This window comes from Bradyrhizobium sp. BR 1432 (assembly GCF_051547705.1).
GTDB lineage: Bacteria > Pseudomonadota > Alphaproteobacteria > Rhizobiales > Xanthobacteraceae > Bradyrhizobium > Bradyrhizobium zhanjiangense.
In genome coordinates this window covers 631,084-645,426 of record NZ_JBPUGF010000004.1, presented here as the reverse complement: position 1 = coordinate 645,426, position 14,343 = coordinate 631,084, and the positions used below count along the sequence as shown (strand labels likewise).

Here is a 14,343-nt window from a genome sequence, read left to right as displayed (position 1 = left end):
GCGCTAGTCTAGCGCACGATGAGATTAAGCTCGGCCAGCTTGCTCCGGATCACCTCTCCCCAGCGGGGAGAGGTGAACTCCGGGCCGCCTGCCGGGCCGCCTGGAATATCGAGATTGTGGCGCGAGATCCCGGGTTCGATGCTACGCATCGCCCCAGAACGACGGGCGGCTAGCTCGCCATCCGATATGTCCCGCCGATCACGGGATCGCCATCCGTTGCGACCAGGCCTCGCGCGACCAGGTCTTCCAGGTGCGCCAGCACGGAGTAGCCAGCGGCGGTCGTCAGCCTGGGATCGATCCCGATATAGATCGCGCGCACCATGGTCGGGATGTCGGCCTCGCCCTTGGCGAGGCGGTGCAGGATCGAGGCCTCGCGCGCCTTGCGATGACGGATCAGGAAACGCACGAAGCGCGGACCGTCCGGAATCTCCGGGCCATGGCCGGAGAAGTAGAGGTCCTCCTCGCGGGACGCGAGGCGGTCCAGCGAGTCCATATAGTCGATCATCGAGCCGTCGGGCGGTGCCACGATCGATGTCGACCAGCCCATGACGTGATCACCGACGAAGTTGAAGTTCCGCTCGGGCCAGGCAAAGGCGAGATGGTTTGCGGTGTGGCCGGGCGTTGCCACCGCCTCGAGCTGCCAACCGGCGCCTTCGACGACGTCGCCATGGGCGATCCTGACATCGGGCGCGAAATCGCGGTCCGCGCCGGATTCCGGATTGTGCTTCTCGCTCTCGAAGCGCGGGCGCGAGGCCCGGTGCGGGCCTTCGGCATAAACGGGCGCGCCGGTCGCCTGCTTGATCCGCGCGGTGTTCGGCGAATGGTCGCGGTGGGTGTGGGTGACGAAGATATGGCTCACCGTCTCACCGCGCACGGCATCGAGCAGCGCTGCCGCATGCGCCGCATCGTCCGGGCCGGGATCGATGATTGCGACATTGCCGGTGCCGACGATGTAGCTGACCGTGCCGGTGAAGGTGAACGGGCTCGGATTGTTACAGAGCACGCGCCGCACGCCGGGGCGGACCTCCTCGACGATTCCGGGCTTCAGCGGAAAGTTGCGGTTGAACGGGACGTCGTCATTGTCGGACATGGGACTTCCTGTGCGTACCGCCACACTCTTCGTCATACCCGGCGAAAGCGGGGTATCCAGTACGCCGCGGCGCCTGTGACGAAGGCGAGGTCTCTGGGATGCTGGATCGCCCGCCCCAATGCGCATTGCGCACAAGGCGGGCGATGACAGCTCAGCAAAACAACCGCCACGGAATGCGTGACGACTAGAAAAACGCCTGAATGCCCGTGATCGCGCGGCCCAGGATCAGGGCGTGGACGTCGTGGGTGCCCTCGTAGGTGTTGACCGTCTCGAGGTTATGGACGTGGCGCATCACGTGGTACTCGATCGAGATGCCGTTGCCGCCGTGCATGTCGCGGGCGGTGCGGGCGATGTCGAGCGCCTTGCCGCAATTGTTGCGCTTCATGATCGAGATCATCTCGGGCGCGAACTTGCCCTCGTCCATCAGGCGACCGACACGAAGCGAGCCCTGCAGGCCCAGCGCGATCTCGGTCTCCATGTCGGCGAGCTTCTTCTGCACCAGCTGGGTCGCGGCGAGCGGCTTGCCGAACTGCTTGCGGTCGAGCGTGTACTGGCGGGCGCGGTGCATGCAGTCCTCGGCGGCCCCTAACGCACCCCAGGAGATGCCGTAACGGGCGCGGTTGAGACAGCCGAATGGGCCCTTCAGGCCGGAGACGTTGGGCAGCAGCGCGTCTTCGGGAACCACGACACCGTCCATCACGACCTCGCCGGTAATGGAGGCGCGAAGCGACAGCTTGCCGCCGATCTTCGGTGCGGAGAGGCCCTTCATGCCCTTCTCCAGCACGAAGCCGCGGATCTGGTTGTCGTGCGCCGCCGACTTGGCCCACACCACGAATACATCGGCGATCGGCGCGTTCGAGATCCACATCTTGCTGCCGGTGAGGCGATAGCCGTCCGAAACCTTCTCGGCGCGCGTCTTCATGCCGGCCGGGTCGGAGCCGGCATCGGGCTCGGTCAAGCCGAAGCAGCCAACCCACTCGCCGCTGGCGAGCTTCGGCAGGTACTTCTTGCGCTGGTTCTCGTCGCCATAGGCGTAGATCGGATACATCACCAGCGAGGACTGCACCGAGTTCATCGAGCGATAGCCGGAATCGACCCGCTCGATCTCGCGCGCGACGAGGCCATAGGCGACGTAGCTCGCATTGGCGCAGCCATATTCCTCCGGCAGGGTGATGCCGATCAGGCCGAGCTCACCCATTTCGTTGAAGATCTCGCGATCCGTTTTTTCTTCGAGATAGGCCTGGGAGACACGGGGCAGCAGCTTGTCCTGGGCATAGGCGCGAGCGGTGTCGCGCACCATGCGCTCGTCTTCGGTGAGCTGCTCGTCGAGCAGGAACGGATCGTCCCACTGGAAAGAAGCCGCAGCCGGCTTGTCCTTGGCCTGAGGGCGCACGCTCATGAAACGTCCTTTCGCGTCTGGTTCCGTCAAAAATTGCCCGACAAATTAAAGCGCCGCGGCAACAAGTGCAATTGCATCCTGGTTTCGGTCATTCCGGGGCGAGGCGAAGCGTCGAACCCGCAATCTCCTCGCCTCTACACTGCGTGTCAGCTTTCGAGCTGCTCGTTGGCGACGATCTCGATGCCGAAGCCCGACAGGCCTTTGTAGTCATGCACCGAAGAGGTGAGGTGCCGGATCGAGGTGACGCCGAGATCGCGCAGGATCTGCGCGCCAACGCCGACCTCACGCCACTGGCGGTTGCGGTCGGCTTCCGTGGACGTCTCGTCCGGCAGCGGCTCCACGGGCACACCGGCTGCGCCATCACGCAGGTAGACCAGCACGCCTCGGCCGGATTTCTTGAAATGCTCGAGCACCGCCGCCATGCGCTTGTGGCCGGTGAAAGCGTCCTTGACGATGTTCGGCTTGTGAAAGCGCGTCAGCACGTTCTTGCCGTCGCCAACGCCATTGTAGACGAAGGCGACGTGGGCGATGGAATCGAACGGCGAGCGGTAGGCATAGCCCTGCAAGGGCCCGATCGGGCTCTCGGTGACGAAGGTCGAGACCCGCTCGATCAGTTTTTCGCGCCCCTGGCGGTAAGCGATCATGTCCGCGATGGTGACGTGCTTGAGCTTGTGCTCGGCGGCGAAGCGGGCGACTTGCTCGCCCTTCATCACGCTGCCGTCGTCGTTCATGAGCTCGCTGATGACGCCGACCGGCGGCAGGCCGGAGAGCTTGCAGAGGTCGACCGCGGCCTCGGTATGGCCGGAGCGCAGCAGCACGCCGCCATCCTTGGCGATCAGCGGAAAGATGTGGCCCGGGCGGGCGAAGTCATTGGCGCCGACATTGGGATTGGACAGCGCCCGGCAGCACGAGGCGCGCTCCTCGGCGGAGATGCCGGTGCCGCCGTCGGGCTTGTAGTCGATCGAGACCGTGAACGCGGTGGTATGCGCGGAATCGTTGTGGGCGACCATCGGATCGAGCCGCAGGCGGCGTGCGTCCTCCGTGGTCACGGGCGCGCAGACGATGCCGGAGGTGTGGCGGATGATGAACGCCATCTTCTCGGCGGTGCAGAGCGAGGCAGCGACGATCAGATCGCCCTCGCCCTCGCGATCCTCATCATCGGTGACGACGACAAGCTCGCCCCGGGCAAAGGCCTGCAAGACTTCCTGAATGCTATCGGGCATTTCCCAATCTCTATCGGTTATGGCCGGGAGGCTTAGCCGGACTTGAGCCGGGGCGCTAGTCTTCCCAGCGCAACCACATATGCCGGACGGCAGGCCTGCCAGGGTGGTCCAGGCTTGCACCGAAGATACCAGGGATATAGGCGCCGACCGCCGGAAGGGAAGGCGGCCGGCGCGGTCAGGGCAGCACTTCGCGCCGCTCGCCGAGCCGTTGATCGAGCTCGGCGCGCTTGTCGGCCAGAAGGCCGGCCTGGGCGGCTTCGATTACCGTGAACAGCTCGTGGGCGTCGCTGAGCCGGGTCACGGTGACATAGCTGGCGCCGGCCCCGTAGAGCTCGCCGACATCGGCCAGGAGGTCGGCGGTCGCCACGATCAGGGCGGTGGGGTTGAGCGCGCGGACGTGGCGGACCAGCTTCTCGTTGGTGGCGCCCTTCAGCAGCGAATCCGGCACGCTGAGAATGATCATCTCGGACTTGCCGACGCCGGCATGGAGCAGCGTGTCAACATTGCTGATGTCGCCATAGATCACGTGCAGGCCGCGCGAGAGCAGGGTCTGGTACACATTGGGGTTGAAATCGACCACCGTGATCTGCTCCAGCAGCACCGGGGTCTGCCGTTCGATCTCGGCCAAAAGCGCGCTCGCCGCACGGAAAAAGCCGAGGATGACGATGCGGCGGGCCTCGCCATGGCCGCCCCCATGGGCCTCCTCGGCATGCCCGCTGCCGTGATCGAGGTCGCGCAGGCCGATCCGCTTCAGGGGGCCGATCATCCAGCGGGTGATCTCGTCACTGCGCGTCATCACGAATGTCGAGAGCACGGCCAGCACCACGAAGGCGAAGGAGGCCGCGTTCGCCGTCTCCGGCGCGATATGGTGGTCGGCGATGCCGGTCTGGATCACCACCAGCGAGAACTCGGAGATCTGGGCGAGGTTGAGGGCCGGCAACAGGCTCGCGCGGAGCCCCTGCTTCATCAGGTAGAGCGGGATGAAAGTGGTGATGAGGCGGCTCACCACCGTAAACGCCGCGATCATCAAGGCGAGCCCGATCACGGAGAGGCCGGGCACGGGAATGGTCATGCCGAGCGCGACGAAGAACAGCGTGATGAAGAAGTCGCGGAGTGTGGTGACCTTGGCGGTGACGTCGAGCGCGTAAGGAAAGGTCGAGAGCGAGACGCCGGCGATCAGCGCGCCCATCTCGCGCGACAGCGACAGCCGCTCCGCCGTTTCGGCGACGAGAAAGCACCAGGCGAGCGCGCCGAGCAGGATCAGCTCAGGGCGGCGTGCGATCTGGTGGAACAGACGCGGCAGCACGTAGCGGCTGACCAGGAGCGCGGCGGCGACCAGCACCGCGACGCGGCCGATCGAGAGCAGGATGACGCTGACTTGCAGATTGGCGAGACTCGGCTGCACCGCCAGGAACAGGATGGCGAAGATATCCTGGAGCACCAGCACGCCGAGGGTGATGCGGCCCGGCAGCGTGTCGAGTTCGCGCTTCTCGTAGAGCACCTTGACGATGATGACGGTGCTCGACAAGGCGCAGGCGACGCAGAGATAGATTGCATCGAAATGCCCGCCGCCGAGCGACAGGCCGATGCCGACGAAGAACAAGACCCCGAGCAGGCAGCCCCCGAGCAGCTGGCCGCCCGCCGCGAACAGGATCACCTTTCCCGCCCGCACGATCTTCTTCAGGTCGATCTCCAGCCCGATCATGAACAGCATGAAAATCAGGCCGAGCTCGGAGATGACGCTGATCGATTCCTGCGATTTGACCCAGCCGGCGCCGAATGGACCTATGCAGAAGCCGGCGATAAGGTAGGCCAGGATCAGGGGTTGCCGAGAGAAATGGGCGAGCAGGCCCAGCATCCAGGCAAACAGAATACAGAGAGTGATGTCGCGAATGAGCTCGTGCATGCCAAATTGGTCCGTTTTGCCGCACCCTAGAGACGGGTTGCGGTGCGGCAAGCGAGCAATTCGTCACATGCGGAAAGGGCTCTTCGCGGCAATGCTGCTATGCCCCCTCGCCTACGCCGTGCCGGCCGCCGCGCAATCCAAGGTCAGTATCGAACAAAACTTTGCTGATTCGCTAACCGCGATGCCGAAGGAAGAACTTGCCGTCTCCGGCGGGTTCTACGTGCCCGCCTATTCCAGCGTCGCCATGAGCCAGGGCAAGCTGCGTGTCGACTTCTCGGTGACGCTGAGCGTGCACAACGCCTCCGAGACCCAGCCGCTGGTGGTCAAACGCATCGCCTATTTCGACACCGCAGGCAAGCAGGTCGAGAGCTATCTGAAGGCGCCGGTCGCCTTGAGGCCGCTCGCCACCGTCTCGATCTTCATTCCGACCGACGACGTCCGCGGCGGGACCGGAGCCAATTTTCTCGTGGACTGGGCCGCAACAAGCGAGATCGCCGAGCCCGTGGTCGAAGCCTTGATGGTTGGCGGCGTCGCCAATGCGCATTACGCTTTCATCAGCCAGGGACGTCCGACCCGGACGGCCAGCAAGAAGTAAGACAGGCCGGTGCAACGCCGGCCGCCCAACAAGAACAAGACGAGGAACGCCCATGACCTCCAGCTTCGATTTCGCGCCCCTGTTTCCCGCAGGGCTGCCGGCCCCCTCTGCGCGCTGGACGGGCCTTGCCAAATACAGCTTCGTCGGCGGCAACAACGACTCCGAGCAGGTGCCGCTCGAGGGCCTGATCGAGGCGACGAACCTGGCGCTGCAACGCGAGGGCCGCTCGCTTGCCACTTACGGGCTGGCGCACGGTCCCCAGGGTTACCTGCCCTTGCGCGAATTCCTGGTGACAAAGCTCAAGCGCGATGCCGGCATCACCTGCACGGTCGACGATCTCCTGATCGTCTCGGGCTCGCTCCAGGCGCTCGACCTCGTCAACGCCACGCTGCTGACGCGCGGTGACACCGTGATTTTCGAGCAGGAGAGCTATCAGGGCGCGCTGACGCGCCTGGCGCGGCTCGGCGTCAATGTGGTGGGCGTCCCCCTCGACAAGGACGGCATGCGCATGGACGTGCTGGCCTCCACACTAGCCGACCTGAAGAGCCGCGGCATCCGGCCGAAATACATCTACACCATCCCGACGGTGCAGAACCCGACCGGCAGCATCATGCCGGAGAGCCGGCGCGTCGAGCTGCTGCGGCTATCGGCGGAATACGGCGTGCCGATCTTCGAGGACGATTGCTATGCCGACCTCATCTGGTCGGGACAGCGGCCGCCTGCGATCCATGCGATGAGCCGAAACGGTGGCGTGATCCATATCGGCTCATTCTCGAAGTCGATCGCGCCGGCGCTGCGCGTCGGCTTCGTCGTGGCGCCCTGGGATGTGATGTCGCGGATGCTGGCCCTGAAGACGGATGCCGGCTCCGGCGCGCTGGAGCAGATGGTGCTCGCCACCTATTGCAAGCCGCATTTTTCCACCCATGTGCCGGCCCTGACAAAGGCGCTGCGCACCAAGCTCGATACGCTGATGGAAGCCCTCAACGAGCAGTTCGGGACGGCGGCGGAGTTCGAGGAGCCCAAGGGCGGCATCTTCCTCTGGGTCAAGCTGCCCGACCAGGTCGATACGCTCAAGCTCTATCAGGCCGCGCTGGCCGCCGGCGTCTCGATCAATCCGGGGCCGGAATGGTCGACCAACAAGAACCATTCCAGCTCGCGGCTGAGGCTGTGCTTTGCGAGCCCGACGCATCAGCAGATCCGTGAGGGCGTCGCCGTGCTGGCCGAGGTCTGCCGCAAGGAATTTGGCGTGCCGGCCCGTAGCGCCAATGTGGAGAAGCGGGCCTGATATTAAGCCACCTGATATTAAGCCACTTGGGGCTGGCTGCTGTGGATCGCGGAGGCGAGCCGCAGCAACAGGACGATCGAGACGTTGCCCTTGCCGGCCTCGATCTGGGCGATGTAGCGCTCGGAAATCCCGGAGCGGCGGGCCAGCTCGCGGCGCGACAGGTCACAGCGCGTGCGCGAGGACCTTAAGCGCTCGCCCAGCTCGGCCAGAAACGCGGTCTCGGAATAAGGCGGCACGGCGCAGCTCCCCGGGAGCACTTCGCCCGCAAAATCCACGACTTGATTCAGCATTGGTCCATCCACGCATCGCCTTCGGGAAGCACATCCTAACCCGGAAACGGCCGGCCTCATTGACGCGGATCAAATTCGCGCGCGATCGGCAGCTGGCGTGGACGGCCGTGCGCGGGATGCTACACTTTGGAATTCTTCGAGGCGGGGCTTGCCAGGACATGACGGGTTGTTTGAGCCGCTGGATAGCGGCTGCGCTGCTGTGGGTCGCACTCGCGTCCGCGGCGCGTGCCGAGACGCTTGCGGCGACGGTCGAACAATGGGGCCTGCTCGGCTCTTGGGCGGTCGACTGCGCGGTTCGGCCCGACCGCGACAAGCGCGCGCTCTTGACCTACGAGATCAGGAAGGACGGCCGGGTGATGTACGGGCGCAACTTCGGCGACGCCAGGGACGAGAACGAGGTCGTCTCCGCCACGGTCAATGCCGAGGGCCTGCTCAATGTGATGGTGTTCTTCCCCTCGCTGCATCAGACGCGCGAATTTGGACTCCTCTTGCAGAAGGATGGCAGCCTGCGCGCGATCTACAATCGCAGCGAACGCGGCGAGTACACGATCAGGGACGGCAAATACGTCGCGACCGGCGCGCCGACATCGGCGCAGCAACGCTGCGATTAACAGCCGTTCAGAATTCTCCCGCAGTTCCTCCAGAACGTTCGCGTGCACGCGCGGTTTAGATGTGCATTCGATTGGAGGAGAGACATCATGAAGAGGCTTGGTTATGTGGTTGCGGCTCTCGGCGCGCTGGTGATCGCGGCGCCGACGCTGGCGAGCGCCGAGACGGTGGTGATCAAGCGCGGTCATCATCACGGCCCGTACGGCGCCCGCGCCGAATATCGCATGCACCAGGACTACGGCCGGCATCGCGGCCTGGCACCATCGCGGTGACAAGGTCGTCGTGATCAAGCGCAGTCATCGCCACCACTGGGACTAACGCGCAACGCAGCATGGAGATGGCCCCTCACGGGGACATCTCTTTGCGTACGAAAGCACTCGCGGCTAATCCCACGCCGGCGCGAAGCCGGGATTGACGCAGCGCATGTCCTTTGGCAGCGCGGCGATCTTGTTGCGGTCGGCATCGTCGAGCGTGATCTTCAGGGCATCGAGATTGGCCTTTTGGCTCTCGCGCCGCGAGGCCTTCGGAATCGCCGCGACGCCGTTTTGATCGAGCAGCCATTTCAGTGCGACCTGCGCGGCGGTCGCATTGTGCTTAACCCCGATCTCGCTTAGCACCGGATCTGCGGCGATGCGCCCCTGCGCCAGCGGGCAATAGGCGACAAGCGGGATCGACTTGGCGTTGAGATAGGCCAGCACCTTCGATTGATCGAGCATGGCATGATATTCGATCTGGTTGCAGGCGATCGGCGCCTTGATGTCCTCGACGGCGATCTTGAGCAGCGCTGTGGTAAAGTTCGCAACGCCGATCGCCCGTGTGCGCCCCTCCTCCTTGAGCTTCATCAGGGTCTCGAACACCGCGCCCCAATTGGCGGCTCTCGACGGCCAGTGCACGAGATAGAGGTCGACATGGTCGAGCCTGAGCTTGTTCAGGCTGGCGTCGAAAGCGCGACGGATCGCGTCCGGTGCCAGATTCTCGTGCCAGACTTTTGTGGTGACGTGCAGCTCGCCGCGCGGCAGGCGGGAAGCGGCGATGGCCGAACCGATCGACTCCTCGTTGGCATACATCTCGGCGGTGTCGATGTGGCGATAGCCGATCGACAGCGCGCTCTCGACCGCGGCGCGGCAGACGTCGCCCTGCATGCGGAAGGTGCCGAGGCCGAGCTTGGGCATGCTGATGCCCTGTGTCTGCAGATGCTCCATGAACAGGCTCCTGACGTCATTCATCCCGCCGGACGCGCGGTGACAAACTCTTCGGTGATGGAAAGGAAGTGGTGGGAGTAGCGACCATAGCGCGGGCGGCGCCGGGCGGCCAATCAAGATCGGGTTAGCTTTGGGGCGCACGATGCTTCCCCATCGTCATGGCCGGGCTTGACCCGGCCATCCACGCCTTGCCCCGCGGCACAAAGAACGTGGATGCCCGGGACAAGCCCGGGCATGACGACCAGGGCTCAGTGCGGCCGTCCCTCACGAATGCTGCGCCACCACGGCCGGTCGGGCCGGCGGCCGCGGCACGATATCGACCGACCAAAGGTCACGGTTGTCGACGTCCTTCAAAGTCACCGTCATTACTCCGGTCGCGCCATCGATGTCGACCCGGCCGAAGAACTGCAAGCCGAAGCACGGCGCCAGATTCTCGCCCTGCGCAGCGCTACAGCCGTGCTGGTACATCGCGACCGGACCAAACGTGTCATCGAGCTCGCCCGGCCCCCAGGTGCCGGCATGCAGCGGGCCGGAGACGAACTCCCAGAACGGATCGAAATCCTGGAATTGCGCCTTGTTCGGATCGTAGTAGTGCGCGGCGGTGTAGTGCATGTCGGCGGTGAGCCAGACGATATTGCGGATTCCAGCGCGCTTGATGAACGCCAGCAGATCGGCAATCTCGTGCTCGCGCCGGTCGGGCGGCCCATTGCCGAGCGCAACGGCGTCGAGGCTGATCAGGCCGATCGGCAAATCGGCCGCGATCACCTTCCAGGTCGCGCGCGAGGCGGCGAGCTCGCGCTTGAGCCAGGCGAGCTGCTCGGCGCCGAGAATCCAGCCGCGATGGTCGTTTCCCTTGTTCCAGGTCTCGTCGCGATAGCTGCGCATGTCGATCATGAAGACGTCGAGCAGAGGGCCGTAAGCGATCTTGCGATAGACCCGGCCCTGTCGCGCGCCGATGTCGCGGATCGGCATGAAGTCGAAGAAGGCGCGGCGGGCGCGCGCGACCAGGAGCGGCGTGCCGTCGTCCTCATAACCGGCGGCGTCGTAGCTGCCGGTCGGCGACCAGTCGTTGGTGACCTCGTGATCGTCCCATTGCGCGAACATCGGCACCTCCGCATGGAAGGCGCGAAAGTGTTCGTCGAGATGGTTGTATTTGTAATTGCCGCGGAATTGCGCCAGCGTGTGCGCAACCTCGGATTTCTCCTCGGTGACGATGTTGCGCCACGTCTCGCCGTTCGGCAGCCTCTGCTCGGAGGGAATGGTGCAGTCGGCGTAGATGTGGTCGCCGGAGTGGATGAAGAAATCCGGGCGGTTGTCGAGCATGGTGCGATAGCTGCGATACCCGCCGCGCGAGACATCGATGCCCCAGCCCTGTCCCGCGGTGTCGCCGGACCACAGGAACGAGATCGACTGGCCCGCGGCCGGCGCTGTGCGGAAATGGCCGATGCGGCTCTCGCCGGCGATACCGGTCGCAATATCGTCGAAGCGCACGCGATAGAAGATGTCCTGCCCGGGCGGCAGATCGTTCAGCAGCAGCTTTGCAGTGAAGTCGGCATCGGGCAGCGCATCTCGCGAACCCGACGCAATGATCGTCTTAAAACTCTCGACGGTCGAGCATTCCACCTGCATCCGCGCCGGCCGGTCGGCGCGCGCCCAGATCACGGCGGCGCCGTCTGAGACATCGCCGGACTGGATGCCGCTCGTGATCTGCGGACGATCGGCGGCGCGGCTGAGATGCGGCTTTGCGAGCGTCCCAAGCGAGGCGATGGCGAGGCTGGAGGTCGAGCGAACCAAAAATTGCCGCCGGGTCCATGCCCGCGCGGCGCGGAGCGTTGCCATTCAGGAAACCTTCGTCGAATCGCGACGGAAGGTGCCTGCGCTCCTTGAACTCCACCCTGACGGTTTCTTGACTCCGCGCCTACGGTTTTGCGACGCGGGGATGACGGGCGCGGACGGATCTAGGGCATTTGAACACAATCGATCCGTGGCCGACGCACCAAGTGCACGCGATAGGCTACAGCCAAAGCGTACTGGTGCCGTTTGCTGCAGGCGGCCGTTGCACGCAAAATCTCGCAAATGCCGCGCGCGGGCTATCCTGTCGCAAATGACCGCGAACAGAGGTGCTGCTAGCGGCGCACGTTCTGCACGATCGTTCCGAGCATCTCCAGCATCAGTCGTTGCTGCTGTTGCTGCACGGCGAGATCCTGTGTCGCTTTTGCCTCGTTCGCCTGCTCGACCTGAAGCGCCCGCTGCGCGCCCTGATGCCCGAGTGCTCCCGCTCTCGCATAAAGGGAAATTTTCGTTTCGCTTTGATCCGTGGGGACGGCGTATTTCCGATCGATCATCTCGGCGAGGCTCACCATCGAATCGGGATCGCCGAGCCGCACGCCCATGCGAAAGGTATTGACCGCCTCCGGGATGTTCTTCTTGTCCTGATAGAGAATCCAGCCCAGATTGTCGTAGGCGGCGGGATAGCGCAGGCTAACGAGCTTGCGATGGATTTCGTAGGCCCTGTTGCGATCTCCGAACTGCAGCGATCGCCCCAGTTGATACTGAAACCGCAGCTGATCCGGATACTGCCGGACAGCCAGCTCGCAATTGGCCACCGCGTCGCTGACCCGGGCCTTGAGCGCGTCGAATGAGGCCCCCGGTCCCGACCGTTGCGGGTCGGTCGGATTTCCGGCCAGCTGGTCGCAAAGGTTAGCGGCCTGGGTCTCGCGTTGGAGCTCGGCCTCGCGCTTCTTTCTCTCCTCGTCCAGCCTTTGGGCGGCTTCACGTGTTTCACGCTCAAGCCGCTCGGTCCGCTCACGCTGCTGTTGCTCGATCTTCAATCGCTGCTGTTCGAGCTCCTTTGCCTCGCTTCGGCATCCCGCTTGAGCTGCTCGAGGGTATCCTTGGTGACGACAACCAGCGCGTCGCCGGTGTGCGGCTGGAAACCCGGGGCGTCGTAGAATTCGTACTCGCCCTTCTGACTGCGCCAATACCAGACGCGCGCGTTGCCGGTGAGGGGATCGAAGAAGGCGTACTTCTCGGGATCGATCCGCTGCGGAGCCCTGACGCTTTCGGACTGCCGCTGCGCTTTCCAAGCTTCCACGATGTCCCTGTTGACCGGCAAAAGCTCCTCGCCGCTCTCGGGATGGAAGCCCATCAGGTCGAAGATCTCGATCGCGCCGGATCTGGCCTTGTAATACCAGACGATGGGTTCTCCGGTTCGCAGATCAAAGAACACCGGGTCCGGCGGCGCCTTGATCGGCTTCGGACGATTGCCCTTCTCGTATTCCCTGAGCCGCTGGAGCAGTTCGGCCGTCAACAGCCGGCATTCCTTGCCCGTGGCGCTGTCGATGCCCGGCTTGTTGCCGTATCGCACCGCATCCTTGGTGATGACGTAACATTTTTGGGATTCGCTATCGCGCTTGTACTGTTGCCAGGCTGCGATCACGTCGCGCGAAACGACTGCGAGGGCATCGCCGGTTCGCGGGTCGAAGCCTTCGCGATCGTAGAACTCGAAATCGCCCGTCTTGTCGGCGCGTCGATACCACACGCGGGCCTTGCCGGTGATCGGATCGAAGAACGCGTATTTCTCGGGATCGATCGGCGTTGGAGCCTGGCGCGCCTCTTTCTGCTTCTGCAGGCTCCAGGCTTCGACGACGTCTTTGGTGATCGGAAGCAATTCCTCACCGGAAGAGGGATGGAAACCCATCAGATCGAACAGTTCAATCTCGCCGTTCTTGGTCTTGGAGTACCAGACGATCGGTTCTCCCGTTCCGAGGTTGAAGAAGGTCGGCGTGCCGCTGATCTGAGTCGGACGATTGCCCTTCTCGTATTCGCGAAGACGCTCAACCATTTCGGGCGTGACGGCACGGCATTGGCGTCCGGTCCCCGGATCGATGCCGGGCCGTTCGCCATATCTGACGCCGTCGCGCGTGATGACGTAGCACTTCAGGGCGCTGCCATCGCGTGAAATGATCTCTTTCGAGGTTCCCCGCCACAAGATGAGGGACTGCCCGACCATCAGGACGAAGACGCCGAGAAGCCCCACAAGCCGCCGTCGCTTCGACAGCGAAATCGTCAGCCCACCGAAGAAGACGAGCGCAACGAAGGTCACATAAACAAGCGCATTGGCAAGATGCTTGTTCAGGTCGAAGACGTCAGCAACCTCCTGGACATAGCTGCGGGCCAGGAAGTAGACGAAGATCTTGTCAAGGACCCATGCTGCCACGAACAGGACAAGCAGGCAGCCAGCCGCAGCGAGAATTGATCGCAGGGGGTTGGTCTTGAACGCGAATGCGCGGTCCGCGGCCTCGCGGATCTTTTCAACCAGCATCGCAAAGCGCGTTCGGGTCTTTCCAGTATCGTGACTTTCCCCGCACCCGACGGCGGCAATAAACTGGTCGGCTCGTCAATCATCTAACTCAACCTCGGTGGTATGGTCGCAAATAGCGATAGCTGCATAATCGGAAAGCTCTATCCCAGAGCAAGGAGGACGAAACAGGTCAATTAGACGTTGTGGTATTTCGCGCGCCACTCCCAATGATTCGGATTGTCCAGATTAACCACCAATATCATAGCCCATGTCTGGCTCCGGGCGCGACGTGATCGTCCTGGAGCACTAGCAACGTGGAGCAAACGCGCTAGACGTCAGTAAGTCGCCCGGACAAAGCCGATGGCTGTGGCCGGTCAAAACTGGACCGTACACATTTAGCAAAGGCGGCCAAGTGTGTTTCGCTAGTTCGCGCCAACCGCT

The 14,343-nt window shown here is 63.8% G+C and carries 13 protein-coding genes and 1 pseudogene; 4 read left to right on the top strand and 10 right to left on the bottom strand.

Annotated elements, in window-relative coordinates; genetic code table 11:
* Positions 1-8: 8 nt before the first annotated feature.
* The 5 genes from ACSKB8_RS44000 to ACSKB8_RS43980 all read right to left on the bottom strand — a co-directional run bounded on the left by ACSKB8_RS44000 (position 9) and on the right by ACSKB8_RS43980 (position 5,618).
* Complete coding sequence (locus ACSKB8_RS44000) at positions 9-149, bottom strand: hypothetical protein (protein WP_438111694.1); 141 nt, start codon at positions 147-149, stop codon at positions 9-11.
* A gap of 20 nt (positions 150-169) precedes the next feature.
* Positions 170-1,090 (bottom strand): MBL fold metallo-hydrolase, encoded by a 921-nt coding sequence (locus ACSKB8_RS43995; RefSeq protein ID WP_438111693.1) that lies wholly within the window; start codon positions 1,088-1,090, stop codon positions 170-172.
* 184 nt (positions 1,091-1,274) lie between these two features.
* Positions 1,275-2,489, bottom strand: coding sequence for an acyl-CoA dehydrogenase (locus ACSKB8_RS43990; RefSeq protein WP_091892433.1), 1,215 nt, complete (start codon positions 2,487-2,489; stop codon positions 1,275-1,277).
* A 146-nt stretch (positions 2,490-2,635) separates the two neighbouring features.
* On the bottom strand, positions 2,636-3,712 hold the full coding sequence (gene ribB / locus ACSKB8_RS43985; RefSeq protein WP_091892435.1) for a 3,4-dihydroxy-2-butanone-4-phosphate synthase: 1,077 nt from the start codon (positions 3,710-3,712) through the stop codon (positions 2,636-2,638).
* A gap of 175 nt (positions 3,713-3,887) precedes the next feature.
* A complete protein-coding gene (locus tag ACSKB8_RS43980) occupies positions 3,888-5,618 on the bottom strand; it encodes a cation:proton antiporter (RefSeq protein ID WP_438111692.1) in 1,731 nt (576 codons plus the stop codon).
* A 67-nt stretch (positions 5,619-5,685) separates the two neighbouring features.
* Here ACSKB8_RS43980 and ACSKB8_RS43975 point away from each other — a divergent pair, with 67 nt between their 5' ends.
* Positions 5,686-6,213 (top strand): DUF3124 domain-containing protein, encoded by a 528-nt coding sequence (locus ACSKB8_RS43975; protein ID WP_438111691.1) that lies wholly within the window; start codon positions 5,686-5,688, stop codon positions 6,211-6,213.
* A gap of 52 nt (positions 6,214-6,265) precedes the next feature.
* On the top strand, positions 6,266-7,498 hold the full coding sequence (locus ACSKB8_RS43970) for a PLP-dependent aminotransferase family protein (protein WP_438111690.1): 1,233 nt from the start codon (positions 6,266-6,268) through the stop codon (positions 7,496-7,498).
* Positions 7,499-7,515: 17 nt separating this feature from the next.
* Here ACSKB8_RS43970 and ACSKB8_RS43965 read toward each other — a convergent pair whose 3' ends face one another.
* The gene (locus tag ACSKB8_RS43965; RefSeq protein ID WP_370984936.1) at positions 7,516-7,788 is read right to left on the bottom strand and encodes a helix-turn-helix domain-containing protein; all 273 of its coding nucleotides are present in this window, start codon (positions 7,786-7,788) and stop codon (positions 7,516-7,518) included.
* Between the two features lie 158 nt (positions 7,789-7,946).
* Here ACSKB8_RS43965 and ACSKB8_RS43960 point away from each other — a divergent pair, with 158 nt between their 5' ends.
* Positions 7,947-8,399: a hypothetical protein gene (locus ACSKB8_RS43960; protein ID WP_438111689.1), complete on the top strand. Its 453-nt coding sequence runs from the start codon at positions 7,947-7,949 to the stop codon at positions 8,397-8,399.
* Between the two features lie 87 nt (positions 8,400-8,486).
* Positions 8,487-8,715: pseudogene (locus ACSKB8_RS43955) on the top strand (hypothetical protein).
* 65 nt (positions 8,716-8,780) lie between these two features.
* On the opposite strand, the gene ACSKB8_RS43950 reads toward ACSKB8_RS43955, so the two are convergent.
* The 4 genes from ACSKB8_RS43950 to ACSKB8_RS43935 form a co-directional block, all read right to left on the bottom strand.
* Positions 8,781-9,599 carry an aldo/keto reductase gene (locus tag ACSKB8_RS43950; protein WP_438111688.1) on the bottom strand — a complete coding sequence of 273 codons (819 nt, stop codon included), beginning with the start codon at positions 9,597-9,599 and terminating at the stop codon, positions 8,781-8,783.
* Between the two features lie 264 nt (positions 9,600-9,863).
* Positions 9,864-11,438 carry an alkaline phosphatase D family protein gene (locus ACSKB8_RS43945; protein ID WP_438111687.1) on the bottom strand — a complete coding sequence of 525 codons (1,575 nt, stop codon included), beginning with the start codon at positions 11,436-11,438 and terminating at the stop codon, positions 9,864-9,866.
* A 287-nt stretch (positions 11,439-11,725) separates the two neighbouring features.
* The gene (locus ACSKB8_RS43940) at positions 11,726-12,430 is read right to left on the bottom strand and encodes a hypothetical protein (RefSeq protein WP_438111686.1); all 705 of its coding nucleotides are present in this window, start codon (positions 12,428-12,430) and stop codon (positions 11,726-11,728) included.
* A complete protein-coding gene (locus tag ACSKB8_RS43935; RefSeq protein WP_438111685.1) occupies positions 12,427-13,923 on the bottom strand; it encodes a hypothetical protein in 1,497 nt (498 codons plus the stop codon). Before ACSKB8_RS43935 ends, ACSKB8_RS43940 begins: the two co-directional genes overlap by 4 nt.
* Positions 13,924-14,343 lie beyond the last annotated feature (420 nt).

Coding starts and splice junctions, on each gene's coding strand:
- ACSKB8_RS43950 (WP_438111688.1), bottom strand. CDS start 9,599: ATGGAGCATCTGCAGACACAGGGCATCAGCATGCCCAAGCTCGGCCTC.
- ACSKB8_RS43970 (WP_438111690.1), top strand. CDS start 6,266: ATGACCTCCAGCTTCGATTTCGCGCCCCTGTTTCCCGCAGGGCTGCCG.
- ACSKB8_RS43945 (WP_438111687.1), bottom strand. CDS start 11,438: ATGGCAACGCTCCGCGCCGCGCGGGCATGGACCCGGCGGCAATTTTTG.
- ACSKB8_RS43980 (WP_438111692.1), bottom strand. CDS start 5,618: ATGCACGAGCTCATTCGCGACATCACTCTCTGTATTCTGTTTGCCTGG.
- ACSKB8_RS43935 (WP_438111685.1), bottom strand. CDS start 13,923: ATGCTGGTTGAAAAGATCCGCGAGGCCGCGGACCGCGCATTCGCGTTC.
- ACSKB8_RS43965 (WP_370984936.1), bottom strand. CDS start 7,788: ATGCTGAATCAAGTCGTGGATTTTGCGGGCGAAGTGCTCCCGGGGAGC.
- ribB (WP_091892435.1), bottom strand. CDS start 3,712: ATGCCCGATAGCATTCAGGAAGTCTTGCAGGCCTTTGCCCGGGGCGAG.
- ACSKB8_RS43960 (WP_438111689.1), top strand. CDS start 7,947: ATGACGGGTTGTTTGAGCCGCTGGATAGCGGCTGCGCTGCTGTGGGTC.
- ACSKB8_RS44000 (WP_438111694.1), bottom strand. CDS start 149: ATGCGTAGCATCGAACCCGGGATCTCGCGCCACAATCTCGATATTCCA.
- ACSKB8_RS43975 (WP_438111691.1), top strand. CDS start 5,686: ATGCGGAAAGGGCTCTTCGCGGCAATGCTGCTATGCCCCCTCGCCTAC.
- ACSKB8_RS43990 (WP_091892433.1), bottom strand. CDS start 2,489: ATGAGCGTGCGCCCTCAGGCCAAGGACAAGCCGGCTGCGGCTTCTTTC.
- ACSKB8_RS43995 (WP_438111693.1), bottom strand. CDS start 1,090: ATGTCCGACAATGACGACGTCCCGTTCAACCGCAACTTTCCGCTGAAG.